The following is a 23533-nucleotide window of genomic DNA, read 5'->3' on the forward strand; positions in this document are numbered from 1 at the left end:
CCGGCCCACCGGGTCAGGCTCAGCCGCCGGAGCCGCCGGAGCCGCCACCGGCGGGCTTGCACTCCACGCCGTCGGAGGGGGTGTAGACGGTGTTGAACTTCTCGGTGCGCTCCAGCTCCGACTCCCCCGCGCGGCGGAAGTAGCGCCACACGTTGATGGAGAAGCCCGGGGAGCCCTCGTAGGCGTAGCAGTCCTCGCCCGAGAGCGTCCGCGTGGTGGGCTGGGTGTAGTCGTAGCGCTCCCCGGTCTTGGACGTGATGTCCCAGTACTCGGTGGAGTAGAAGGTCGCGGTGACCACGCCGGTGCCGGTCGCGTCGCCCGGGGTGACGTTGGTGTCGATGAGGATGCCGTGGGGCGTGTCGTTCTTGAACCGCAGGTCGATGGCGCCCCAGGCCACGGTCGCCTCGCGCCCGACCGGGTAGCGGTCGATGTAGAACGAGTGCGGCTTGTGCTCGACGTCCTCGAGGCCGGCGAAGAAGGCGGCATTGAACAGGGTGGTGGCCATCTGCGAGACGCCGCCGCCGAGGTCCTCCTTGAGGATGCCGTTGGAGATGATGAAGCCCTCGGTGAAGCCGTTCTCGCGGGTCCGCTCCCCCACCGTGTCGTTCATCGAGAAGGTCTCGCCCGGCGCCAGCACGGTGCCGTCGATGATCTCGGCGGCACGCCCGATGTTGACGTTGCGGTACTCCGCGTTGGGGTAGTAGGTGGTGAACGTCGAGACCTGCTCGCGGATGTTGAGCTCGCGGGCCTCCTTGGTGGTGAAGTCGGGCTTCTCGACGCGGGCCTCGACCTCGATGGTGCGCTTGCCCTCGCGGCGTACGACGACCTGGAGCAGCGCGTCGCTGACGTCCTTGGCGTCGTAGGCCAGCCCGGGCTTGCCAGGCACCACCTGCGGCTTGCCGTCGACCAGCGCCACGGTGGCGTCGACGGGGGCGCCGTCGCCGGCGGTGGCGGAGTCGACGAGGCCGGCGAGCTTCTTGGTCTTCACGGCCGGCTCGAGGGCGCCGTCGACGGCCTTGAGCCGCACCACGGGTGCGTACTGCTGCGGGTCGAGGGTCACGGTCGCGTCGCCGAAGTCGAGCGAGACCGGCGCCGACATGGCGGGGTTGGCGAACTCCTCGACGGCGCGGTCGACGTCGGCGGCGTCGATGTCGGGCTCGACCTCGGTGAGCTCGAGCTCGGTGGTCGCGCCCTCCTCGCCGCCGGCCTGGTCGACGTACGCCGCCACGACGGCCTCGCGCGAGGCGTCGAGGTCGAGCTCGCGGCCGGTCTCGGGCTTGGTCGTCTTGACCCCGTTGGTCGTCAGCTTCACCTGGCCGTCGACGGCGGGCTGGTCGACCTCCTCGGCGAGCCCGGCGAGGGCCTCGTCGAGCGCGGACTCGTCGACGTCGACGACGGGGTCGAGCTCCTCGCCGCCGGTGTAGAAGTCCCAGAGCCGGTCGGGGGCCCAGGAGCTGCGCCCGCCGGCCGCGGCGACCGACGCGGCGTGGTCGACCGACAGGCCGAGCTCGGCCGGGTCGACCTCGCGGGTGCCGGCGCCGGGCACCGTGAGGCTCAGCGGCTCGGCGAGGCGCTCGTCGAGGCCGGCGGCCAGCGTGCGCTCGGCGCGGGCGGGGCTGCGCCCGCCGATGTCGACGCCGGCGATGGTGGTGCCGCGCGGCACCTTGTCGCCGGCCACGGCACCGGCCACGGCGTAGCCGCCGGCGGCCAGCAGCACGAGCACGCCGAGCACCAGCACCACGGCCTTGGCGCCGCTGGACTCGCGGTCGTCGGAGGGTCGCTTGGGGTCTCGGCTCACGCGAGCCACTCTAAAAGCCACTACCTACAGCGTTGAATCCTCGGCGGCGGTGGTGGCCGGGCGCCGCCGCGGCACGCTCACCACCGCCCCCACCAGCACCACCAGGCCGAGGGTCAGCAGCCCGTAGCCGGCCAGGTCGGAGCCGACCAGGAAGTCGCCCTCGGGGCGCTGCTGGACGGCCTGCACGAGCAGCAGCGCGAGCCCCAGCGCGAACGCGACGCGGGTGGTGAAGCCGGGCGGCAGCGCCAGCAGCACCGCGACGACCGCGGCCGCGCCGAGCGCCAGGCCCCAGCCGGTGGCGTGCACGAGCAGCACCGCCAGTCCCACGACGGCCCCCGCGACCAGCAGGCCCAGCACCCCCAGGGCGCGTCGGGGGGTGGGCAGCAGCGTGCTCAGAGCCCCGCGAAGAGGTCGGTCTCGAGACCGTCCTCCCCCACCGGCCCGAGCTCGCCCTTGACCAGGCGGTAGAACTCCACGCCCCACGCGGTGGCACCGACGTTGTTGGAGAGCGCGAAGAACGGCCCGTCGGTGGTGATCTGGGTGGCGTGCGCGGCCAGCGCGGCCATCTTGGTGTCGACGTAGTCGGTCGCGTCGACGCCGCAGGCGAGGTCCTCGTCGGGGGTGACGAAGTGCGGCAGCGGCCCGTCGGGGTCCATGCCCTCGAAGGTGGTGGTGTCGCCGGCGTCGCGCAGCGCGCGCAGCCCGGCGCGCATCCGGCTCTCCGACATCGCGCCCCAGTAGATCTTGGCGATGTCGTGGGCCGCGCCGAGCTCCTTGCGGTACGACGGCACCGCGGCGAGCTGGGCGGCGTACATCGCGACCCGGTGCGCCTGGATGTGGTCGGGGTGGCCGTAGCCGCCGAACTGGTCGTAGGTGACGAGCACCTGGGGGCGGACCTCGCGGATGACCTCGACGAGCAGGTCGGCGGCCTCGGTGAGGTCGGCGCGCCAGAACGCGTTGTCGTGGATGTCGTCGGCGGCGACGGCGTGGCCGTCGGCGTGCCACTTCATGCCGGAGTCGCGGAAGCGGCCGAAGCCGCCGAGGAAGCGGTGGTCGGTGACGCCGAGGGCCTTCATCGCCGCGTCGAGCTCGGTGCGGCGGTGCTCGCCGAGGCGGTCCTCGCGGTCGGCGGCCAGGTGCTCGAGCTCGGGCACCAGGATCTCGCCCATCTCGCCGGCGGTGCAGGTCACCAGGGTGACGCCGCGGCCCTCGGCGACGTACTTGGCCATCGTGGCGCCCTGGCCGATCGACTCGTCGTCGGGGTGGGCGTGCACGAGGAGCAGGCGCTGGTCGCCGGAGGTCGAGGAGGTGTGGGGCATGGGCACGATCCTAGGAGTGCGCGCCAGGGCGCTTGATGCGCCGGGGGCCGGTGGGCAGCTCGAGCGGCGCGACCGGCTGCGCGGCGCTGGCGACGGTGTCGTCGTCGAGCCAGCCGTCGTGCTCGTCGACGAGCACCTCGACCAGCAGCTGGGGGGCGTCGGTGAGCACCGCCCAGGGGTGGTCCTCGTCGTCGTCCTCGCCGGCCAGGCGCTCGCGCTCGAGGCGGGCCTCGTAGCCGTCGGCGCGCAGCCGGCGCAGCACCTCGGCGGCGTCGTCCTCGTCGAAGAGCACCGCGCGCAGCACCCCGTCGTGCTGCTCGGTCTCGGCGGCGCGCAGCACGTGGCGCAGCTCGGGCAGGAAGGGCCGGTCGGCGACCATCCAGTCCAGTCCGCTGGGGCCGTCGAGCCCGTCGACGCCCACCCAGGTGAGGCGGTCGTGCTCGTGGGGCTCGGGCTCGCCGTCGACGATGCGGGCCACCGCCACCCGCAGCTCGAGGTGGTCGTCGATGACGCTGGCGCCGCTCAACCAGGCGCTCACCTCGATGGTGCAGCCGAGCTCCTCGGCGATCTCGCGCTCCAGCGCGTCGGCGGGCTGCTCGCCCGGCTCGACCTTGCCGCCCGGCAGCTCCCAGCGGCCCGCGGCCGCGGGTGGCGCCGTACGCCGCGCGGCCAGCACCCGCGCGCCCCGCACGATCGCCGCCCCCACCACCAGTCGCCGCTCACCCACGCCCCGCACGATAGTCGCCCCCACCGCCGCCGCTGGTTGAGGAGGTTGCGCAGCAACCGTCTGATACGGAAGTACGACACTCCTGAGACGCCGGTGGCCTGGAGTGACCGATGTGTCGACTTCCCCGCGCCATGGCGCGGCCCGGGGTTGGCCGCTGGGTTGCTCGAAACCACCGGCCGTTGGTCGAGCAGGCGCCGTTGGTTGAGGAGGTTGCGCAGCAACCGCGGCCGTTGGTTGAGGAGGTTGCGCAGCAACCGTCTCGAAACCACCGGCCGTTGGTCGAGCAGCGACGAGCGCCAGCGAGGAGCGTCGCCGAGACCCGGCGACCACCACACCCACCTCCCATCGGGCAGGCTGGCCCCGTGACCTCTCGGGACGCCACCACCCCTCGCTCCGCTCCCCCGCCCGGCGCCGTGCCGCTGATCCCGGCGGCGGCGTTCGTGCTGGTGTGGTCCTCGGGCTACATCGCCGGGCCCGCCGGTGTCGCCGTGGTCGAGCCGTTCACGCTGCTGACGCTGCGCTTCGTGCTGGCGGCGCTGCTGCTGGCGCCGCTGGCGTGGTGGCTGCGCGGGCCGATGCGGATGACCCGCGACGAGGTGGTGCGGGTCGGGGCGGTGGGGCTGGTGCTCAACGGGGTGCAGTTCGGCCTGATGTACGTCGCCTTCGAGCTCGGCCTGGGCGCGACCCTCGCGGCGCTGCTTCACTCGCTGTCCCCCGTGCTGACCGTGGTGCTGGCGGGGCTGCTCCTCGGCGAGCGGCTGACCCGGGTGCAGGTGGCCGGCTTCGCAGCGGGCGTGGTCGGGGTGCTGGTGGTGCTGGGCCCCGACGTCGACGGCGCCGGCGGCCCGGTGGGGCTGGTGCTGGGGGTGGCCAGCCTGCTGGCGTTGAGCCTGGGCACCCTGGGCCAGCGCTGGATCCACGTCAGCGCCGACCCGATCTGGTCGGCCACGGTGCAGTGCGCGGTGGCGGCGCTGCCGCTGGGCGTGGTCGCGCTGGCGGTCGAGGGCACCAGCGGGGTCGACGACCCGCTGCTGGGCCTGGCGGCGATCGGCTACATCGCCGGCATCAACTCGGTGGTCGGGCTGCTGCTGCTGGGCGTGCTCGTACGCCGCGGCGGGGCCAGCGCGGGCGCCAGCGTGTTCTTCCTGATGCCGCCGGTGACCGCGGTGCTGGCCTGGGTCGCGTTCGGCGACACCCTGGGCCCGCGCCAGGTGGTCGGGCTGGCACTGTCGGTGGTCGGGGTCGCGGTGGCGACCCGGGCCGGGCGCGCCCGCCGCGCCGCCGCCACCCCACGAGTCGAGGAGCCGACCGCATGAGCCACCCCGAGGTCGAGGCGTCGTGGACCGACGAGGCGAGCGGGCTGCGGCTCGCGCGGAGTGCGGCGTACCCGCGGGTGCCGGGGGCGGTGGGCCTCGAGGGCGTGCCGCTCACCGGCAAGCTGCGACGCAGCTGGACGCTGGGCGCGCTCGGCATGAAGGCGTGGACGTGGGAGCCGGCCGACCGCCGCGACCGGCAGTGGTGGCCGCAGGGCATCACCGACGCCGGTGAGGGCGACGCGGGGCTGCTGGTGTCGTGGTACTCCAAGCAGGGGCTCTCGCGGCTCTCGGTCGTCGACACCCGCACCGGCTGGTACGCCCACCTCGCCCTGGCCGTGCCGCGGCTGGCCGACGACGGCAGCGTCGCGCTGGGTCCGCTGAAGGTGCACGCGGGCGGCCTGGCCCGCACCGGTCGCTGGCTGCACGTCGCGGCGACCGCGAAGGGCTTCTGGACCGCCCACCTCGACGACGTCGTCGAGGTCGACGGCGAGCTGGTGCTGCCGGTGCGCCACGCGCACCGCGCCTCGGCGCCTGAGGGCGTCGAGCCGCTGCGCTACTCGTTCATGTCGGCAGGCTCGTCGGGGCTGGTCGTGGGTGAGTACGCCCGCGGCAGGCGCACCCGGCGCCTGGCCCGCATCCCCGTCGACCAGGCCACCGACCTGCCCTGCGGCGCCCCGGTCGTGGCCGGCGACGGCCCCGCGGGCATGCAGGGTGCGGTGGAGCGTGACGGACGCTGGTCGGTGACGACCTCGCACGGCCCGTGGGGGCCGGGCTCGCTGTGGACCGGCTCCCCCGACGCCCTCGTACGCCGCCGCTGGGCGATGCCGATGGGTCCCGAGGACCTGTACGTCGACGCGGCCGGCGACCTGTGGACGGTCACCGAGCACCCGCGTCGGCGTTGGATCGTGCGGCTCAGCCCTTCCCGCAGGTGAACGAGGCGACGATGTCGACCGACCCACCCTCGGTGGGGTTGGCGGCCGCGTCGATGTTGACCTCGGTGCCGTCCTCGGCGGCCTCGACGCCGGTCGGGTCGTCGGGCGGCGTGGTGTAGGCGACCCCGTCGACGGTCACGACCGCGCTGGTGGGGATGTCGCCGGCCCCGGCGAAGACCTGGATGGAGCCCTTCTTGCCGCTGTAGAGGTAGTAGGCGGCCGGCTCGCCGTTGGCGGGCTGCACGGACTCGCCCTTGCCCTTGAACGAGGTCTCGGCGGCACCGGTCAGGTCGACCGTGACCTTGCAGTCGCGCTGCTGGTCGCCGCTGCCGTCGTTCGTCACGCCGGTCTCCTCGTCGAAACCGGCGGAGGGCGAGGAGGTCGCCTCGGGCTCTGCGGAACTGTCGTCGTCGCCGCTGCAGCCGGTGAGGACGAGGGCGGTGGTGGCCAGGGCGGCCAGGGCGGTGGCGGGGTGGGTCAGACGCATGACCCGAGTCAAACATCCGCCCCAGGCACAAAGTAAAGCGGGGTGCCTGCATCGCGCCCCCGAAATGCCCACCGGGGCCGCACACGATGTGTGCGGCCCCGGTGATGCAGCCGGAAGACCCTGATGTCTATGGTGACAGGGCGGTCCGGACCATTCTCAAGCAGCGGCAACAGAGAATGGCCCGGACCGCGTCTGTGTCTCCGGCTCAGTGAGCTGTGCTCAACGATCGCGCTCAGTTGACTGTGCACAGGAGTGGGGGCGCGTTCGGCTCCCCCGGGGAGAGTCGCTCCGGGGCGGCTGGGCCGCCCCGGAGCTCCTCACTTGGTGGCGCTGGATCAGCGCGGCTTCTGGGTGTTCGACTTCGCCTTCTGCGAGATGTCCGTCTCGGACACCTTCGCGATGAAGCGAGTCTTCTGGTTCCCGTTGCGGTCCGCGACCTTGAAGGTCAGGGTGCCGCCCTCGGGAACGATGTCCTCGCGGACCTGGACCAGACGCTTGTTGCCCTTCGACTTCTTGCCACGGATCTTGAACAGCTTGACCGTGGCGCCCTCGGCCTCGTCGTCGACCTGGAAGCGGACGACGTCCTTCTTCGGGCCGTTGCTGTCGGCGGAGATGATCGCCTCGACGATCGCCTTCTCGTCCTTCTCCTTACCGAAGGTCACCGTGTCGGTGGCCTGCGAGGCGGGGATGACCGTGGCACCGACGTAGCCGATGGCGGTCACGGTGGCAGTGCCCTCGGCGGCACCCGAGAAGACGTAAGTCGCCATCCCGTCCTCGCCGGTGGCGACGGGGGTCGGGTTGTTCGGGTCACCGTCCTGGAAGTCGTCCGGACCGGTGCGGAAGAAGTCGACCGAGAACTCGATCGGCTCCCCGTTCTGGTCCACCGCCGTGTAATCCATGATGACGGTGGTGCCCACCGGGACGGTCTCGGGTCCCTGCTGCGCCAGCGTGAAGGTGCTGTTCGCGAAGTCGACAGCGTAGAACTCGACCTCGGGGCCCTCGCCCTCGATGTCCTCGGAGTCCGGAATGACCACGCCGGCGGCGTTGTACTCGTTCACCGGAGCGTCCCAGGTGCCCACGGGCATCGAGTCGCCGGCAACGTTCGAGTTCACTACGAACTCGACGTTGTCGTTGAAGTCGGTGCGGATCGAGGTGGAGGAGGCGTCACCGACACCGTCGATGTCAATGTCGACGTCGGCGTTGTCGACCGGGTTGCCGAACTGGTCGGTCACCTGCACGTCGTACGCAGCGCTGTCAGAGAGCGGCAGCTTCGGCAGGACGGAGGAGTCCTGGAAGCGGTCGCTGGCCAGCTCGATGATGACGTCGCCGCCGTTGAGCGGGTTCTCGGACGAGAAGTCGTAGTCCTCGGTGTCAGACTGCCCAGCGACCGTAGCGGTCACGTTGACCGTGGCCTCCCCGTCGTCGTCGAAGTCGTCGCTGCGCTTGACGCCGAGGTAGTACGTCGCGTTGCCGTTGCCATCGGTGACGACCGTGATGGTCTGGCCCCGGTCGACGATGTCACCCTCGAGGTCACCCTCCTCCGGGTCAGCCGGCTCGCCACCCATGGTGGTGAAGAAGGCGTCGCCGTCAACCTTGAGCGTCACGAGGACGTTGGCAGCCGGGGCGGTCTCGACGGCGGTCGTGTCGGGGTCGTCGACCGTGACCTTGACGGTGCCCGAGGTGACCTCGCCCGGCTTGCCGGTGGCCGTGTTCTCGGCGATCTTCACGACAGCGGTGCCGTCGACCTCGTCGGTGACGAAGTTGACCTCGACGGCGTCGGCGTCAGCACCGGCGTTGCCGAAGGTGTTGTTCACCGAGGCGGCGTCGAGCTCGCCATCGAGCTCCGACCGGGTCGGGTTGTTGGCCGGGTCAGACAGGGCGACGCTGGCCGACCCGTCGTTGCCGGTCACCGCGTCGGCCACAGTGTTGCTGATCCGCTCGGTGCCGTTCGGCTGAGCGCCCTGCGCGGCGACAACCACGTCGTCACCGTTCGCAGCGTAGGTGAAGCGCACCTTGCGCCCGGCCAGCGGAGTGCCGTCGGAAAGCGCAAGCGTGGCGTCGTAGGTGGCCGTCGTGCCCGCGGCGTTGTCCATGACGTCATCGAACTCGAGGTCGGCGTCGCCGGCCTTGAAGACGAAGTCCTGAGCCGAGAGGTCGCCAGCGCCCTGACCGGGCGTGCCGTCCAGGTTGACGTAGGCGGAGAGGGTGTACTCGCCATCACCCTTGTCGGTGAACGGAATGTTGGCGTAGCCCTCGGGGCCGGTGGTGACGTTGCCGGTCGTGGCCGGGGGGTTCGTCGGAGCCGGGCCGGTTGCCGGCGGGAACAGGTCCACGGACAGCGAGTACGACACGGTCTGGTTGTTGACCGGGTTCCCGTTCTGGTCCAGCACCCGCACACGCAGGTCACCGGTGGCGTTCTCGTCGACGTCGAAGGCCTTGCCGTCCTTGGACGACGTGGAAATCGTGGTGGGAGCCGGCGTGTAGTTGCCCACGGTCACCGAACGACGGAAGTCGACGCCGTTCTCGTAGGGGTCGTTGTCGGTGGTGTTGACGTAGAAGTCGTACGTCGTGCCGTTAGCCGACCCAGTGGCACCCTCGAAGACCGCCTCGCCCTGCGAGTTGGTGTACTCCACGGCGGTGCCGCTGTTGGCGCCGGTGACGGCGTCCTCAGCGACGACCTGGGCACCCACGATGGGGTTGCCCTTCGAGTCGGTCACCTTGACGGCAATGTCGGTCGGCGTGGTGCCCTGGACGTTCGAGTTCTCGGCGGTCACGGTGACGCCCGAGATGCTCTGCTTGTAGATGTTGACCGGCTCTGCGTCCTCACCCTCGGCCTGCGCCAGGATGAGCGCCTCGTTCACGACGGGAGCCGTGGTGTCGAAGACGTAGCCGGTGAAGTCAACAGGAGCCGAGTAGGTGCGGCTGGTGTCACCCGTCTCCACCTTGCCCGCGACGTCCTCAGACGTGGTGGGCGCGCCCGTGTTCGACTCGAAGGTCAGCGTCGGGTCGGCAGCCAGGTCCGAGGTGGTGCCGGAGACAGCACCGAGCAGGGCCTCCTGGCCCTCCGTGCCGTACTCCTGCTTGAAGACGCCGACCTCGGCGCCCGGGGTGTAAGCGATGTCGATCGCGTCAGCGTCAGCGTCAACGTCGACGTTGTTGGCGTCCGGGGTGCCGATCTCGGTGCCGACCGAGCCGAGGGCCACGGCGCGCACCGGGACGTTGCTGTTGTAGGTCGCCGGGGGCGGGGCCCACTCGGTGGAGAACGCGCCCGCATTGCGCGAGACGGTAGCGATCGGCACCCAAGTGCCCGCTGCGTTCTGGAACTCGAAGCGCACCTGCTGCACGTCCGAGCCGCCGGTGGCGACCAGGTGCACGGTGCTCTCGGAGCCGTCGTTCTCGACGGAGGCGACGAACTCGGGGCTCTGCAGGGTGACGCCGGTGGCGGAACCCTCCTGAGCTGCGAGGGAGTCGGCGTTGGCCGAGGTGGCGAGGAACGGGAGACCCGAGATCGCCAGGGCGGTGATGGCCGAGCCGGCCAGCCCCCGCTTAATGCCGCTGCTGTTCATGAAGATGTGATCCTTCCGGATATGTGTTGAGGACAGACCTCGACCGAGCCCGAGGTCATGCCACAGCGATCCCGAAGGCCGCTGTGAGCCCGGCAGACGCACAGTGCGCCCAGCCAGACGATCGCGACTCTAGGAAGGTAAAGAACCGTGATGTGGGTTTCTTGCAGCGAGGAAGGTTCTTTGCAATAACTGAGACGGGCATCACTAGTTGTGGGTATATGGGGCCGCGGCATCGGGGCCGCGTCACTGCTGACGACATGACCAGGAGAGCTGTTTTGCGAGGATCGGCCCGTCCGACCCGCCACAAGGCGCCCATCGACGCCGCGACCACTGCGCCGACCAAGCGCCGCGGCAGACCCGTCCAGATGCCCGACGACCCCAGCACGATGCGCTCCCCCTCGATCAACGCCAACGCCCGCACCTCGTGGCTGCTGGCCACCAGTCGCTCCTGCTCGACCGACCCTGCCGTGGCTAGCCGCAGCTCCTTCGTCGAGCGACTGCGCGAACACGACGTCAACGCCGACCCGAGCCGGGTGAGTCGCTGGGAGTCCGGCGCGCACACGGTGCCGGCCAAGGTGGTGCTCGGCTACGAGCGCGCCATCGGACTGCCGCAGGGCGTGCTGCTCTCCGCCCAGCGCGGCGTGCTGCGCATATCCGACCCGCGCACGCCCGCGCCGGAGACGGTGCAGTTCTCGCAGGACGACACCCCGGCCGACGAGCTGATCTCCTCTCTGCTGAGCCAGGCCGGCGACAGCGCGGCGCCAATGACCGGTGCCGACTGGCTGCGCCTGGCCGTCGAGCTGACCCGCTTCGAGATGGTGCTGCTGCCCGCGGAGACGTGGGCCACCGTCTGCTCGCGGCTGATCAACGAGCTGGCCCGCACCACCGGCGGCGACCGGCTGCGACGCTACGACGCCGCCATCACGCTGGTTTCGCACCCCGTCGCCCAGCGCCACGTCGTCCAGGCCCTCGGCGCCTGGTTGGTCGACCCCCACGTACAGGTCGTCAACCCGATGCTGTCGCTGCTGCAGCACGTGCGCAACGACGGCGCCAGCAAGCTCGTGCTGCGCCTGCTCGACTCCGACAACCGCGCACTGAGCCAGGGCGCGGTGCAGGTGGCCGCGGCCAAGGTCGCCCGCGGGCACTTCCAGGGAGCAGCGCTGGCGCTGCTGGAGCAGCGGGCGATCCGTGAGCTCGTCACCCCGCAGGGCCACAGCGGCATCGACATCCTCGACCTGACCACCCACCTGCCCGGGTCGTCCTACCAACGGGTGCTGATGACCCTGCGCGACGCCCAGTTGCGCAACCGGGTGACCCAGGCCCGTGAGACGCGTTGCCTGCTCGTGCCCGAGACCAGTCGCACGATGAGCCGCGACATCGCCACCAAGGCCCAGTCCGCGACCCCGAAGATGTACGCCGCCGAGCCCGACCTGCTGCTGCAGCGCCTGGTGGGCGAGGCGCTCTTCCACGTGCACGGCGCCCGCCGCTCGATGGCGGTCAACCTGCTGCGGGTCAGCCCCTACGGCTCCGCCGTTGCCGATGCCTGCTTGACCCTGGCCTCGGCCGACAGCGAGTTCGTCGGCGCCCGCGCCTGGGAGACCATCTGGCAGCTCGGCGTGGGCAGCCGGCGCAACGAGATCGTGCGGCTCGCCGACAACGGCCGACACCCCTGGATGCAGCGACGGGCCCTCACCGCGCTGGGCAACAGCGGCGCCCCCCTCGACGACGCCGAGACGGCCAAGGTGGTCGACGCGACCCTGCTCACCTCGCACCGAGGGGTCTGCTCGGCGGGCCTCCTCGCGCTCGGGATGGGCGCCCCCAGCGGACTGGGGATGATGGACTCGCTCCCCGCCAACCAGCGCGCTGCCGCCAACTGGTGGCTCAAGGTGGGCCCCAGCATCGTCGACGGCGACTGAGCCGGAACGCTCTCCACAGCAGCCACTTACCCCTAGCCGTCGAACTCGTGTTCGAGTAAAGTGTGGGCATGGCTCTCGCTCCTGCACCCGGTCTCGACCCGGCCGACCTCTCCGAGGTCGAGCTGATCGAGGCGCTGCGGGCGGCCGAGGAGGAGAAGTGCCGCCTCGAGGCGTTGCAGGTCGAGCTGACCGCCCGTCTAGACGAGGTCGTACGCCGCCGCCACGCCGCAGCCGGTGTCCGCGCGGAGAAGCTGGGCGCCGGGGTGGCCTCTCAGGTCGCGCTCGCCCGGCGCGAGTCGCCGAACCGGGGTGCCCGCCACCTCGGCCTGGCGAAGATCCTAGTGGCCGAGATGCCGCACACGCTGGCAGCGATGCGCGCGGGCTGGTGCACCGAGTGGCGTGCCACGTTGGTGGCCCGCGAGACCGCCTGCCTGTCGCTCGAGGACCGCCGCCGGGTCGATGCCGAGCTGATGGCCGACCCCGCCACCACCGAGGGCTGGGGTGACCGACGGCTGGTCGCCGCGGCGCGGGCTCGTGCCTACGAGCTCGACCCGCACGCCGCCCTGAAGCGTTCGCGAAAGGCCGAGGGTGAGCGGCACGTCTCGCTGCGCCCCGCGCCCGACACGATGACCTGGCTGACCGCGCTGCTCCCGGTCGCCCAAGGGGTCTCGGTCTATGCCGCCCTGTCCCGGACCGCTGACCAGGCCCGCGCCGCGGGCGACGAGCGCAGCCGCGGCCAGGTGATGGCCGACGCCCTCGTCACCTCCCTCACCAGCTCACAGCACGCCGAGCCGGCGCCAGTTCCTGGCCCGGTGCCGGTGGCGGTCAACCTGACCGTCTCCGACGCGACGCTGCTCGACGGCGGCCACGCACCGGGCTGGATCGCCGGCTACGGCCCGGTTCCCGCCGGCGTGGCCCGCGACCTGGTCGCCACCGCGCTGGCTGAGGCGCACGCGACGCTGCGGCGGCTCTACACCACCAGCGCCGGCGCCCTGGTCGCGATGGACGCCCGCTCCCGCACCTTCCCGGCCGCGCTGGGGTTGTTCATCGACCTGCGCGACCAGTCGTGCCGCACCCCGTGGTGCGACGCACCGATCCGGCACCGCGACCACGTAGTCCCCGACCGCGCGGGCGGCCCCACCAGCGGCGGCAACGGGCAGGGGCTGTGCGAGGCCTGCAACGAGGCCAAGGAGGCGCCCGGCTTCGCCGCCACCGCCCACGATGGCGTCGTCACCACGATCACCCCCACCGGCCACCAGGTCCGCTCCCGCGCCCCGGCCCTGCCACCCGGCGACCCACCGACACCGGTTCGACCGCAGGTCGACCTCCTCCGTGCGCGCCTGCAGCTAGTGCTCGACGACTACTCCGCTGCTTGAGAACGAGAAAGTTCGGCCGTCAGGGCAACCGACCGCCCGTCTGCACCGTCTAGGAGGCATGGGGTTCTCGACACTGCCGACGCGGGTGCGCGTGAGCAGCAGCGTCCTGGTCGTGACGACCGCGATCGTGCTGGCGCTGATCATCGCCACCTGGCCCGCCCGCACCGACGACGGCGAGAGGCCCAAGCGGCCCGGCCGCGGTGAGCGGGCGGCGTACGAGCAGGAGCGGGAGCCGCGCCGGCAACCGACCCCGGCGGAGCCGACCCAGGAGCCGACCCAGGCGCCCGAGCCGACGCAGCGCCAGCCTCGCCCCAACATCGTGCTCATCACCACGGACGACCAAAGCGACGCGGAGCTGCGGTTCATGCCGCGCACCCGACGCCTCATCGGCGAGGCGGGCATCGACATCACCGACGCCATCAACCCGCACCCGCTGTGCTGCCCGGCGCGCGCGGAGATCCTCACCGGCGAGTACGCGCACAACAACGGGGTGCGCCACAACGACGGGCCCTACGGCGGTTGGTCGGCGTTCGTGGCCGGCAACGAGAAGGAGAACCTCGGGCCCTGGCTGCGCCGCGCCGGCTACCGCACCGGGTTCGTCGGCAAGAACCTCAACGAGTACACCTTCGACGACCCGCGCCCGCGCGGCTGGGACTTCTTCTCCCCCACCGGCGAGCGCACCTACTCCTACTACGGCACCACCTTCTACAACGACGGCGAGCCCCGCGGCTACGGACGCAAGTACGTCGCCGACATCGTGCGCGACGAGTCGGAGCGGCTGATCAAGCGCTGGGCCGCCGAGCCCGAGCCGTTCTTCCTGTGGGCCTCCCACGTCGGTCCGCACGCGGCGTACGTCGACGGCTGGCGCTCACCGGTGCCGGCCCGCAGGCACGCCGACATGTTCGGCGACCTCAAGGTCGCCACCCGCACCAAGGCCTCGTTCAACGAGGACGACGTCAGTGACAAGCCGGCCGCGCTGCGGGGCCGCGCGAAGGTGTCGATGCGCAAGCTGACCCGCCAGGTACGCGACCGGGCCCGCTCGCTGCAGGCCATCGACCAGGCCAACGCCGCCACCATCCGCGCGCTGCGCCGCAGCGGCGAGCTCGACGACACGCTGGTGGTCTTCGTCAGCGACAACGGCTTCCTGCTCGGCGAGCACCGCGTCTTCGGCAAGGACCTGCCCTACGACGAGGCACTGCAGGTGCCGATGCTGGCCCGCGGGCCGGGCATCACCCCCGGCACCACCAGCCGCGCCACCGCCAGCCTCGTCGACCTCGCCCCCACCTTCCTCGACCACGCCGGCGTTCTGGAGAAGGTGCGCGCCGCCGGGCACACCGACGGCGTCAGCCTGCGCCCCGTGTGGAGCAAGGGCGCGCGGGTCAACGGCACCTCGCTGATCCAGGCCGGCACCAGCGACCCCGAGGCGCTGGCCGCCTACGGGTGGGCGTGGCGCGGGGTGCGCACCGGCCGCTACACCTACACCCGCTGGTGGGACGGCTTCGAGGAGGTCTACGACCGTCGCCGCGACCGCGGCGAGCTGCGCAACGTCGCCGGGCGGGCGGCGTACGCCGGGGTGCGGCGCGAGCTGCGCCGACGCCTCGAGCGGCTGGGCGACTGCGCCGGAGTGGCGCAGTGCGAGCAGCAGGACTTCGGGCCGGAGCCCTCGCCCTGACGGCTGAAGGACTCCCCCGCCGGTGACGTACGTCCCTGGGCCCACGACCCGGGCGCGCGCGAGCATGGGACCGACGACAGGTCCCGACGGAGGAGGAAGCCGATGATGGACTTCGGGTGCGGCGGGTTCGGTGCCGGCGGCTGGATCGCCATGACCGTCTTCTGGGTCAGCCTCCTCGCCCTCGTCATCTGGGCCGTCACCCGCGCCGGTGCCGGCTGGGGGGCCGCGGGCTCGCGCACCTCGGAGGAGCGCGGACGCGGCGACACGGCCCCGGAGAGCCCCGAGGACATCGTGGACCGGCGCTTCGCCGCCGGGGAGATCGACGAGGACACCTACCAGTCGATGCGGGCCGCGCTGCGCTCGTCGCGGGCTCCCCACGACGGACCCCGCTGATGCCCACCGCGAGCAGGCCGTGGGTGCCCGTCGCCGCGCTGCTCGCGATGCTCGTCTCCGGCATCTTCCTGCTCGCCGACGACGGCTGCGGCCGCGGGACCGGCCGGTGGACCGGAGCGGGGATGCCGATGATGGGCGCAGACCCGGGGGCGGGATGGCTGGCCGGGGACGGTGAGCCGGTGGACGGCCTGGGCGAGGCCCGTCGACGAGCGGAGGAGTTCGCCGAGCGGCTGGCTCCGGGGTTGGTGGTGGGCGAGGTCATGCGCTTCACCGAGAACTACTACGCCGAGCTCGAGGAGCCCGACGGGACCAAGGCCACCGAGGTGCTGGTCGACCCGGCCTCAGGAGCGACGCAGCTCGAGTTCGGGCCCGCCAGGATGTGGAACACGAGGTACGGGATGATGACCCGGTCCGGCTCGTCCGACCGGCTGGGGCCCGAGCAGGCTCAGGACATCGCTCAGCAGTGGGCGGACGACCGCGACGGGCTCACGGTCGAGGACGCGGAGGCCTTCCCCGGCTACTACACCCTGCACACTTTGCGGGACGGCCGCATCGAGGGGATGCTGTCGGTGCACGACGTCAGCGGGGCCGTCTGGTACCACGGCTGGCACGGTGACTTCGAGGAGATGTCCGAAGGGCCGTAGACCGCCTCGTCAGTCCGCCCGGGGCGCCAGCGCGAGCTGGCGCGACTGGGCGACCAGGCGCCCGGTGGAGTCCCACACCTCGCAGTCCTCCTCGAACATCCCGCCGGCCAGGTTGCGGGTGTGGTGCTGCACCTTGAGCCAGCCCGGCGCCGGCTTGGCGCGCACGTGGGCGGAGAGCTCGATCGTCGGCGCCCAGCCCATCAGCCCCAGGTCGAAGGTCACCGGCGGCAGCGCGTCGAGCACCAGCAGCAGCGAGAGCGGGTCGGGCTCGCGCTCGCCCTCGAGGCGGAACCACGCCTGGAAGCGCCCCACCCCGCTCGGCTCCCCCGTCGTCCAGCCCGCCTGCTCGCGCGGGAAGCGCATGTCGAAGCGCGACATCAGCGGCGCCATCTCCAGCACGTACGACGGCACGTCGGCGCGCCCCACGCACTCCTCGAGCGGCGGCAGGTCGGGCTCGGTCGCGGTGGTGCGCACGTCGCCGTCGAAGCGGTCGAGGTCGGAGTAGGTGGCCAGCACGCTGAGCCGGGTCGCGTCGTCCTGCTTGAGCTCGGCCGCGACCGTCGACATCCGGCCACCGGCCCGCTTGACCTCGACGTCGATGGTGGCCGGACCGGCCTCGGCGGCGGAGAGGAAGTAGGCGCTGACCGCCACCGGGTCGGGCTTGTCGGCCAGGTGGGTGCTGATCGCGGTGCCGAGCACGGCCAGCTGGTAGCCGCCGTTGAGGCCGCCCCCGACCTTCCAGCCCGGGGCGAGCTGGGCGGCGTACCGGCCCTCGCCCGCGGGGGTCACGGTGGTGTCGACGTCGAACTCGGCCTGCATCGTCATGGGCAGAAAGTACCGACCCCGCCTCCCCGCGGGTGAAGCCGGTCGGCCCGCGGACGGGCAGGGTGACGGGCACCACCCGCACCCGACCCACGGAGGACGACATGGGCACCCTGCACGGCCGCGACGACCAGCCGCTCCACACCGAGGGCGTGCCCGACGAGGAGGGCATCTCGCAGGCCGACGCCGCCGAGCGGCTCGACAAGGACCCCGACGAGCAGCTCAACGCCACCGACCCCGCCTCCGACGTCGACCTGCACGCCCCGCAGGAGCGGGTCTCGGGCACCGGTGACGACACCGGGCACGACGGGGACGGCGAGGACTGAGCCGGGTCAGCCCGCCCGCGGGGAGTACATGATCACCGCGACGCCGACCAGGCAGACCAGCGCGCCGGTGACGTCGTACCGGTCGGGCCTGAAGCCGTCGACGACCATCCCCCAGGCGAGCGAGCCGGCCACGAAGACCCCGCCGTACGCCGCCAGGATGCGCCCGAAGTTGGCGTCGGGCTGCAGCGTGGCCACGAAGCCGTACAGGCCCAGCGCGACCACGCCGGCGCCGATCCACAGCCAGCCGCGGTCCTCGCGCACCCCCTGCCAGACCAGCCAGGCGCCCCCGATCTCGGCGAGGGCGGCCAGCACGAACAACAGCAGCGAGGCGACGACGGGCACGCCTGCAGTCTCGCAGCCCGCCCGGCAGGGCAGACTCGGCGCCGTGGAGCAGCAGCGATGACAGCATCTTCCGGCCCCGCCCTGCCCGTGCCCGACGGCCTGGTGGAGGCCTTCCGTGCCTACGAACGCGCCGTCGCCGAGCGGGACACCGCAGCGCTGGCGCGCTTCGTCGCCCCCGGCTCGAGCACCCTGGCCGGCGACCCGCGCGGGCTCCTGGTCGGCAGCGACGCGATCACAGCGTACGCCGCCGCCCCCGGCCCGCGGCGCCTGGTGCAGACCCACGTGCAGGTCACCGACCCCGACCACGCGCTGGTGGTGGCGCTGACCGAGCACGAGTCGGGCGGGCGCGGGCAGCAGACGCAGCTGTGGGCGCGCACCGACGCCGGCTGGGTCGTCACCGCCGCGCACACCTCCGAGCCCGCCCCCGCCCTCGACACCCGCGTGTGGCGCGTGGTCGGCGACCCGCTGGTGCCCGGCACCCCCGGCGGCCCGCTGTCGGGCGAGAGCGTCGCGGTCAAGGACGTCTACGCCGTGGCCGGCCACCCCGTCGGCGGCGGCAACCCCGCCTGGGAGGCCGCCGCGCCGATCGAGCGGGGCGACGCCAAGGCCGTGCTCGGGCTGGTCGAGGCCGGCGCCGACCTGCGCGGCATCGCGCGCACCGACGAGATGGCCTGGTCGCTCTTCGGCACCAACCCGCACTACGGCGCCCCGCCCAACCCGCGGGCGCCGTACCGGGTGCCCGGCGGCTCGTCGTCGGGCCCGGCCAGCGCGGTCTCGCTCGGCCACGCCACCATCGGGCTCGGCACCGACACCGGCGGGTCGGTGCGGGTGCCGGCGGCCTACCAGGGCCTGTACGGCGTGCGCACCACGCACGGCGCGATCGGCACCCACGGGGTGCTGGCGCTGGCGCCCAGCTTCGACACCGTCGGCTGGCTGACCCGCGACGCCGACCTGCTCGCCCTGGTCGGCGACGTGCTGCTGCCCGACAGCACCGCGCGCGGCAGCTCCGAGCTGGTGCTGGTGCCCGAGCTGCTCGACCTCGCCGAGCCCGACGTGCGCGAGGCGGTCGAGGCCTGGGTGGCCACCCAGGGGCTCGTGGTGCGTGAGAGCTGGTCGCTGGGCGAGCTCGCCGAGTGGCGCCGCGCCTTCATCACCCAGCAGTCCTGGGAGGCGTGGCAGGTGCGTGGCGGATGGCTGCGTGACCGCATCGACGTGCTCGGCGCCGAGGGCCGGGCCCGCTTCGAGCACGCCTCGAGCATCGACGAGCGCACCGCCGAGCGGGCCCAGGGCGTGGTGCACGCGGCGCGCGCCCGCCTGCGCGAGCTCGTCGGCGACCGGGTGCTGGTGGCCCCGACCACCCCGTCGGTGGCCCCGCTGCTCGGCAGCGACCTGGCCGCCCTGCGCGAGCCCACGCTCGCGCTGACCTGCCTGGCCCCGCTGGCGGGCCTGCCGGCCGTCAGCCTCCCGCTGCGCACAGCCGCCGGCCTGCCCTGCGGCGTCAGCCTGACCGCCGCCCCCGGCCGCGACCGCGACCTGCTCGCCCTCGCCGCCTCCCTCGCCTGACCGGGCCCCGGCCGGCTGCAGGAGTCCCCGGCCAGCCGGGGACTCCTGCGCTTGTCAGGGGTTGCAACACCCATCAAGCGCAGGAGAAGGCCGACAAGTCCGCGCCGGCATCCCGGAGCGCCGCGCCACCTCCAGTCCACAGCCGTCGCCCACCGCGCGGCCATCCACAACGCCCGCGCGAGCACTCCGGGCGACCCGCTGGGCGGGCAACTCTGCGGCATGGACGACATCACGCCACTGGACCCCCTGCTCACCCCCATCCACCTGCGCAAGCACCTGATCGACGCCGGCTGGAGCGACCGCGGGATCTCCCGCGCCCTGGCACGGGGCGACCTGGCCAAGGTCCGCTGGGGCGCCTACGCCACCAAGGCGGCGTACGACGCGCTCGACGAGGGCGGCCGCAACGGGCTGCGCGCCCGGGCGGTGGTGGCCCAGGCCGGCACCGAGCTGGTCATCTCGCACGTCTCGGCGCTGCCGTTCTGGGGCGCCCCGACCTGGGGCTTCGACCTGGACGCCGTGCACGTGACCCGGCGCGACCGCAAGGCCGGACGCCGCGAGGCCGGCGTCCAGCAGCACCGCGGCCGGTTGTTGCCGGGAGACACGATCAGCCGGGGCGGGGTGATCGTCTCGTCGCCGACCCGGCTGGCGATCGAGGTCACCACCACCGGGCGGACCGAGGCCGCGCTGTGCGTCGTCAACGACCTCCTGCACCGCAAGCTGACCACCCGTGAGGCGCTCGAGGCTCGATACCTCGCCCTCGACGACGGGCTCGACGCGCCGATGGACCACTGGCCCGGCACGCTGACCGCCAACATCGTGCTGCGGCTGTGCGACGCGCGCCTGGAGTCGGTGGGCGAGAGCCGCCTGTTCCACCTGTGCTGGGTCCACGGGCTGCCGCTGCCGATCCCGCAGTACGAGGTCCGCGACCGGCACGGCCGGCTGATCGCGCGCGTCGACTTCGCCTGGCCCGAGCTCGGCGTCTTCATGGAGTTCGACGGCAAGATCAAGTACACCAAGCTGCTGAAGCCCGGCGAGAGCATCACCGAGGTCGTGCTGCGCGAGAAGAGGCGCGAGCAGGAGGTCTGCGAGGCCACCGGCTGGCGCGGCATCCGCGTGGACTGGCCCGACCTCGAGCGCGCCCAGGCCACAGCGCAGCGCATCGCCCAGGTCCTCGCGCCGCCCTCGCTCAGCGCCTGAGCGGCGTGCGCCGCTCCTCTTGTCGGCCTTCTCCGTCGCTTGTGGGGTGGTGCAACCCCTGACCAGTGCATGAGCCCCCGGCCGGCCGGGGACTCATGCAGGCCCCACCCCCGGCCGGGGGGCTCAGCGGGAGACGTCGGGGTCGGTCTCGCGCAGGTGCTCCAGCAGGTACGCCGCCTGGGCGCGGGCGCCGGCGGCGTTGGGGTGGGCGGGCACCCCGACGGCGGGGTCGTTGACGGAGGGGCCGTAGGTCTCGGCCCAGCGCACCTGGGGCGCTTGGCACAGGTCGTGCCCAGCACTCTGGCGGTAGGTGTTGACCACCTCGGCTCCGCCGCGGCGGGCGGCGCGGTGCACCATCTTGTTGAGCTGGCGGAACTTGGCGGAGATGTAGGCCATGTCCTCGTCGGTGGCCGGCAGCGTCGGGTAGCAGCCGTGGTCGGGCACCACGTCGAGGTAGTCCATCACCAGGATCCGCGCCAGCGGCGCTCGACGACGGATCTGGCGCAGCGCCTTGACGAGCTTGATCTCCGAGGCGCGGATCCGCTGCGCCAGCTGGTCCTCGCCGCCCGCGGTGTACTTGGCCTTGCAGCCGCCGAAGGGCAGGCCGGGGCCGGTGTCGGAGACCGGGTTCGCAACGGGGATGACGTTGAGGCAGTCGAGCCCGGCTCCGGCGATGCCGGCGTCGTTGCCGCCGATCCCGACGCTGACCAGGTCGGTGGTCGGGCTGAGCCGGTCGAACTGCGGCGCGTTGGTGCCACCCAGCGGCAGGTCCTCCTGCGGGTGCCGGAAGTCCCTGGTGGTGGCCGACCCGCACGAGGCGTCGCGGAAGACCGGCACGTCGAGCGCCTCGGCCACGATCTTGGGGTAGTTGACCTTCGACTGGGCGCAGTCGATCGGGGCATGCGTGGTGTCGGGGAGGCCGTAGCGGTCGACCAGCACGACGTCGGCGGTCCACGAGTCGCCCAAAGCGACGTACTCGGTGAAGGCGGGCAGGCGGCGCTCCTGCGGGGCCGCGGCCTGGGTCGAGCCCGCGCTCGGCGCGACCAGCAGCGCGCCGACCAGCGGGGCGAGGAGACCGAGGAGGGCCAGCGGGCGGGTCGTCATGACCTCCTCAACGGGCACGGGTGACGGAGGTCACGGCGGCACCGACACCCGGACTTGTCAGCCCTCTCCTGCGCTTGATGGGTGGTGCAACCCCTGACAAGCGCAGGAGTCCCCGGCCGGCCGGGGACTCATGCGGGGGCGTCGGCCAGCCCCTGCGCCGCCCGGGCCAGGTCGTCGACGACGCCGGCGAGCTGGTCGGAGGTCTCGGTGGCCAGGTCGACGTGCAGACCCAGCAGGGAGGCGTCGACCAGGCGCACCACGCGGCGGGCGCGCCGCGGCGGCGCCCCGCAGCGCACGAAGTAGTCGCGCAGCGCCGCGGCCCACTGCTCGTTGCTGGCCTGCACGTCGCTGCGGTAGGGCTCCTCGCCGAGCAGGCCGGTGGCGGCGGCCTGCACGTAGGAGGTGATCAACGGGCGCAGCGGCGCGGCCGCGAAGGCCTCCCACAGCCCGTGCACGCCGGCGCGCACCGTGCGCCGCGCCGGCAGCGCCTCGAGCGCCGCCACGGCGCGCTCGTTGACGCGCAGCACCACCGCCGAGACCAGCGCGTCGCGGCTCTCGAAGTGGTAGATCAGCATCCGGTCGCTGGTGCCGATCGCGGCGGCGAGCGGGCGCAGCGTCAGCCCGATCAACCCGTGCTCGAGGACGTGGTCGGTGACCTCGTCGAGCAGCTCCTCGCGTCGTGGCATCCGAGTATTGTAGCGATCGCTACAATCGACGCCGTGCCTGCCGCCCTGCTTCTCGCCGCCGCCATCGTGGTCGAGGTCGCCGCGACGGCCACCCTGCCGCGCACCGACGGCTTCACCCGGCCCGGCTGGACCGCCGTCGTCGTCGCCGGCTACGCCGTGGCCCTGTGGATGCTGTCGCTCGTGGTGCGCACCATGCCGGTCTCCATCGCGTACGCCGCCTGGGCCGGCCTCGGCACCGCCCTGGTCGCGGTCGTCGGGGTGGTCTTCCTCAACGAGCCACTCGGCTGGGTGCGGGCGCTCTGCCTCGGGATGGTCGTGGTCGGCGTGGTCGGGCTGAACCTCAGCGGGGCGCACTGACCTCGTCGCACAGGTGCTGCCGCTGATCGGCCACCACCGCCGCGGCTGCGTCCCGGGCGCTGCGGGCGAGGTAGGGGAAGCTCAGGAAGCCGTGCGGCATCAGGTGGAACTCCTCCACCCGCGCCGGCGTGCCCGCCGCGACCAGCGCCTCGGCGTAGCGCACCCCGCTGTCGTGCAGCGGGTCCAGCCCGGCCACCACCACCACGGCCGGCGGGAGCCCAGACAGGTCGCGCGCCAGCACCGGCGAGAGCCGCCAGTCGGTCGGGTCGACACCCTCAGGCAGGTAGTGGCCGTAGAAGATCTCGAGGTCGTCGTTGCTGAGCACGATCCCGCGGTTGCCGACGTACGACGCGTGCTCGCGCAGCGACTCGGTCAGGTCGGTCGCGGGGTAGAGCAGCGACTGGTGCCGCACCTGCGGCCCGCCCTCGTCCCGCGCGCGCAGCGCCAGCACGGCCGCCAGGTTGCCGCCGGCGCTGTCGCCCATCAGCCCCAGGCGCGCGGGGTCGGCACCGAGGGCGTCGGCGTGCTCATGGGTCCACAGCAGCGCCTCGTAGCAGTCCTCGAGGGCGGCGGGGAAGCGGTGGGTGGGGGCCAGGCGGTAGTCGACGGCCACCACGACCGCGTCGAGCTCGTCGGCGACCGCGCTGCACAGCCAGTCGCCCTGCCGGGCGCTGCCGAGCACGAAGCCGCCGCCGTGCAGGTGCAGCACCACCGGGCGCGGCGACGCCGTCGCGCGCTGCGGCACGTAGAGGCGCAGCGGCAGGTCGCCGTGGGAGGCCGGGAAGGTGCGGGTGCTGATCCGCACGCCGCGCCGGGGACGGCCGAGGAGGAGGTTGGCCGGGCCGCGGGAGGGGATGGTGGCCCCCTGGACCCGGCGCAACCTCTGCTCGCTCATCCGGGCGACCGACATCGCGGGCGTGGCGCGGAAGAGCGTGTCGAGCGCGCGCACGCCCAGCGGTGGCCGCTCGGTCATGCGGGTGGTTCCGGGGT

Annotated in this window: 22 protein-coding genes; 11 read left to right on the forward strand and 11 right to left on the reverse strand. The window is 72.8% G+C overall.

Annotated features, from left to right (window positions below; all coding sequences use genetic code 11):
• Nucleotides 1–19: 19 nt before the first annotated feature.
• The 4 genes from QWJ41_RS09395 to QWJ41_RS09410 are packed head-to-tail and all read right to left on the reverse strand — an operon-like array spanning nt 20 to nt 3844.
• The gene (locus QWJ41_RS09395; RefSeq protein WP_302707590.1) at nt 20–1798 is read right to left on the reverse strand and encodes a VanW family protein; all 1779 of its coding nucleotides are present in this window, start codon (nt 1796–1798) and stop codon (nt 20–22) included.
• A gap of 24 nt (nt 1799–1822) precedes the next feature.
• Nucleotides 1823–2155 (reverse strand): hypothetical protein, encoded by a 333-nt coding sequence (locus tag QWJ41_RS09400; RefSeq protein WP_302707591.1) that lies wholly within the window; start codon nt 2153–2155, stop codon nt 1823–1825.
• 35 nt (nt 2156–2190) lie between these two features.
• Entirely contained in the window at nt 2191–3117 is a 927-nt protein-coding gene (gene mshB, locus QWJ41_RS09405; RefSeq protein ID WP_302707593.1) for an N-acetyl-1-D-myo-inositol-2-amino-2-deoxy-alpha-D-glucopyranoside deacetylase, read from the reverse strand.
• Nucleotides 3118–3127: 10 nt separating this feature from the next.
• A complete protein-coding gene (locus tag QWJ41_RS09410; protein ID WP_302707595.1) occupies nt 3128–3844 on the reverse strand; it encodes an NUDIX domain-containing protein in 717 nt (238 codons plus the stop codon).
• 362 nt (nt 3845–4206) lie between these two features.
• Here QWJ41_RS09410 and QWJ41_RS09415 point away from each other — a divergent pair, with 362 nt between their 5' ends.
• Both QWJ41_RS09415 and QWJ41_RS09420 read left to right on the forward strand, forming a co-directional pair.
• Nucleotides 4207–5160: a DMT family transporter gene (locus QWJ41_RS09415; RefSeq protein WP_302707597.1), complete on the forward strand. Its 954-nt coding sequence runs from the start codon at nt 4207–4209 to the stop codon at nt 5158–5160.
• On the forward strand, nt 5157–6092 hold the full coding sequence (locus QWJ41_RS09420; protein WP_302707599.1) for a hypothetical protein: 936 nt from the start codon (nt 5157–5159) through the stop codon (nt 6090–6092). Before QWJ41_RS09415 ends, QWJ41_RS09420 begins: the two co-directional genes overlap by 4 nt.
• On the opposite strand, the gene QWJ41_RS09425 is transcribed toward QWJ41_RS09420, so the two are convergent.
• Together QWJ41_RS09425 and QWJ41_RS09430 are read right to left on the reverse strand one after the other, a co-directional pair.
• Nucleotides 6073–6579: a hypothetical protein gene (locus QWJ41_RS09425; protein ID WP_302707601.1), complete on the reverse strand. Its 507-nt coding sequence runs from the start codon at nt 6577–6579 to the stop codon at nt 6073–6075. The two genes, QWJ41_RS09420 and QWJ41_RS09425, sit on opposite strands and share 20 nt — an antisense overlap.
• Nucleotides 6580–6914: 335 nt before the next feature.
• Entirely contained in the window at nt 6915–10145 is a 3231-nt protein-coding gene (locus tag QWJ41_RS09430) for a hypothetical protein (RefSeq protein WP_302707603.1), read from the reverse strand.
• 365 nt (nt 10146–10510) lie between these two features.
• On the opposite strand from QWJ41_RS09430, the gene QWJ41_RS09435 reads away from it, so the two are divergent.
• The 5 genes from QWJ41_RS09435 to QWJ41_RS09455 all read left to right on the forward strand — a co-directional run bounded on the left by QWJ41_RS09435 (nt 10511) and on the right by QWJ41_RS09455 (nt 16146).
• Nucleotides 10511–12061, forward strand: coding sequence for a hypothetical protein (locus tag QWJ41_RS09435; RefSeq protein ID WP_302707605.1), 1551 nt, complete (start codon nt 10511–10513; stop codon nt 12059–12061).
• Nucleotides 12062–12129: 68 nt separating this feature from the next.
• Complete coding sequence (locus QWJ41_RS09440) at nt 12130–13437, forward strand: HNH endonuclease (protein ID WP_302707607.1); 1308 nt, start codon at nt 12130–12132, stop codon at nt 13435–13437.
• Nucleotides 13438–13528: 91 nt separating this feature from the next.
• On the forward strand, nt 13529–15109 hold the full coding sequence (locus tag QWJ41_RS09445) for a sulfatase family protein (protein ID WP_302707608.1): 1581 nt from the start codon (nt 13529–13531) through the stop codon (nt 15107–15109).
• 102 nt (nt 15110–15211) lie between these two features.
• A complete protein-coding gene (locus QWJ41_RS09450; RefSeq protein WP_302707610.1) occupies nt 15212–15502 on the forward strand; it encodes an SHOCT domain-containing protein in 291 nt (96 codons plus the stop codon).
• Nucleotides 15502–16146 carry a hypothetical protein gene (locus QWJ41_RS09455; RefSeq protein WP_302707612.1) on the forward strand — a complete coding sequence of 215 codons (645 nt, stop codon included), beginning with the start codon at nt 15502–15504 and terminating at the stop codon, nt 16144–16146. The genes QWJ41_RS09450 and QWJ41_RS09455 overlap by 1 nt, the downstream gene beginning before the upstream one ends.
• A gap of 9 nt (nt 16147–16155) precedes the next feature.
• Here QWJ41_RS09455 and QWJ41_RS09460 read toward each other — a convergent pair whose 3' ends face one another.
• A complete protein-coding gene (locus QWJ41_RS09460; protein WP_302707613.1) occupies nt 16156–16971 on the reverse strand; it encodes a thioesterase family protein in 816 nt (271 codons plus the stop codon).
• A gap of 62 nt (nt 16972–17033) precedes the next feature.
• Between QWJ41_RS09460 and QWJ41_RS09465 the strand changes: the two genes are divergently transcribed.
• Nucleotides 17034–17294: a hypothetical protein gene (locus tag QWJ41_RS09465; protein ID WP_302707614.1), complete on the forward strand. Its 261-nt coding sequence runs from the start codon at nt 17034–17036 to the stop codon at nt 17292–17294.
• 6 nt (nt 17295–17300) lie between these two features.
• On the opposite strand, the gene QWJ41_RS09470 is transcribed toward QWJ41_RS09465, so the two are convergent.
• A complete protein-coding gene (locus tag QWJ41_RS09470) occupies nt 17301–17636 on the reverse strand; it encodes a YnfA family protein (RefSeq protein WP_193669048.1) in 336 nt (111 codons plus the stop codon).
• Nucleotides 17637–17693: 57 nt separating this feature from the next.
• On the opposite strand from QWJ41_RS09470, the gene QWJ41_RS09475 reads away from it, so the two are divergent.
• Both QWJ41_RS09475 and QWJ41_RS09480 read left to right on the forward strand, forming a co-directional pair.
• Nucleotides 17694–19199 carry an AtzH-like domain-containing protein gene (locus tag QWJ41_RS09475; RefSeq protein ID WP_302707616.1) on the forward strand — a complete coding sequence of 502 codons (1506 nt, stop codon included), beginning with the start codon at nt 17694–17696 and terminating at the stop codon, nt 19197–19199.
• A 219-nt stretch (nt 19200–19418) separates the two neighbouring features.
• Nucleotides 19419–20396 (forward strand): hypothetical protein, encoded by a 978-nt coding sequence (locus QWJ41_RS09480; protein ID WP_302707618.1) that lies wholly within the window; start codon nt 19419–19421, stop codon nt 20394–20396.
• 123 nt (nt 20397–20519) lie between these two features.
• Here the strand turns inward: QWJ41_RS09480 and QWJ41_RS09485 are convergent, their stop codons facing one another.
• Nucleotides 20520–21500 (reverse strand): SGNH/GDSL hydrolase family protein, encoded by a 981-nt coding sequence (locus QWJ41_RS09485; RefSeq protein ID WP_302707620.1) that lies wholly within the window; start codon nt 21498–21500, stop codon nt 20520–20522.
• A 128-nt stretch (nt 21501–21628) separates the two neighbouring features.
• Nucleotides 21629–22186, reverse strand: coding sequence for a TetR/AcrR family transcriptional regulator (locus QWJ41_RS09490; RefSeq protein ID WP_302707621.1), 558 nt, complete (start codon nt 22184–22186; stop codon nt 21629–21631).
• 33 nt (nt 22187–22219) lie between these two features.
• Between QWJ41_RS09490 and QWJ41_RS09495 the strand changes: the two genes are divergently transcribed.
• On the forward strand, nt 22220–22543 hold the full coding sequence (locus QWJ41_RS09495) for a DMT family transporter (RefSeq protein ID WP_302707623.1): 324 nt from the start codon (nt 22220–22222) through the stop codon (nt 22541–22543).
• Here QWJ41_RS09495 and QWJ41_RS09500 read toward each other — a convergent pair.
• Nucleotides 22527–23516: an alpha/beta hydrolase gene (locus tag QWJ41_RS09500; RefSeq protein WP_302707625.1), complete on the reverse strand. Its 990-nt coding sequence runs from the start codon at nt 23514–23516 to the stop codon at nt 22527–22529. The genes QWJ41_RS09495 and QWJ41_RS09500 overlap by 17 nt on opposite strands.
• Nucleotides 23517–23533 lie beyond the last annotated feature (17 nt).

The sequence above is a fragment of the Nocardioides cremeus genome (assembly GCF_030518195.1).
GTDB lineage: Bacteria > Actinomycetota > Actinomycetes > Propionibacteriales > Nocardioidaceae > Nocardioides > Nocardioides cremeus.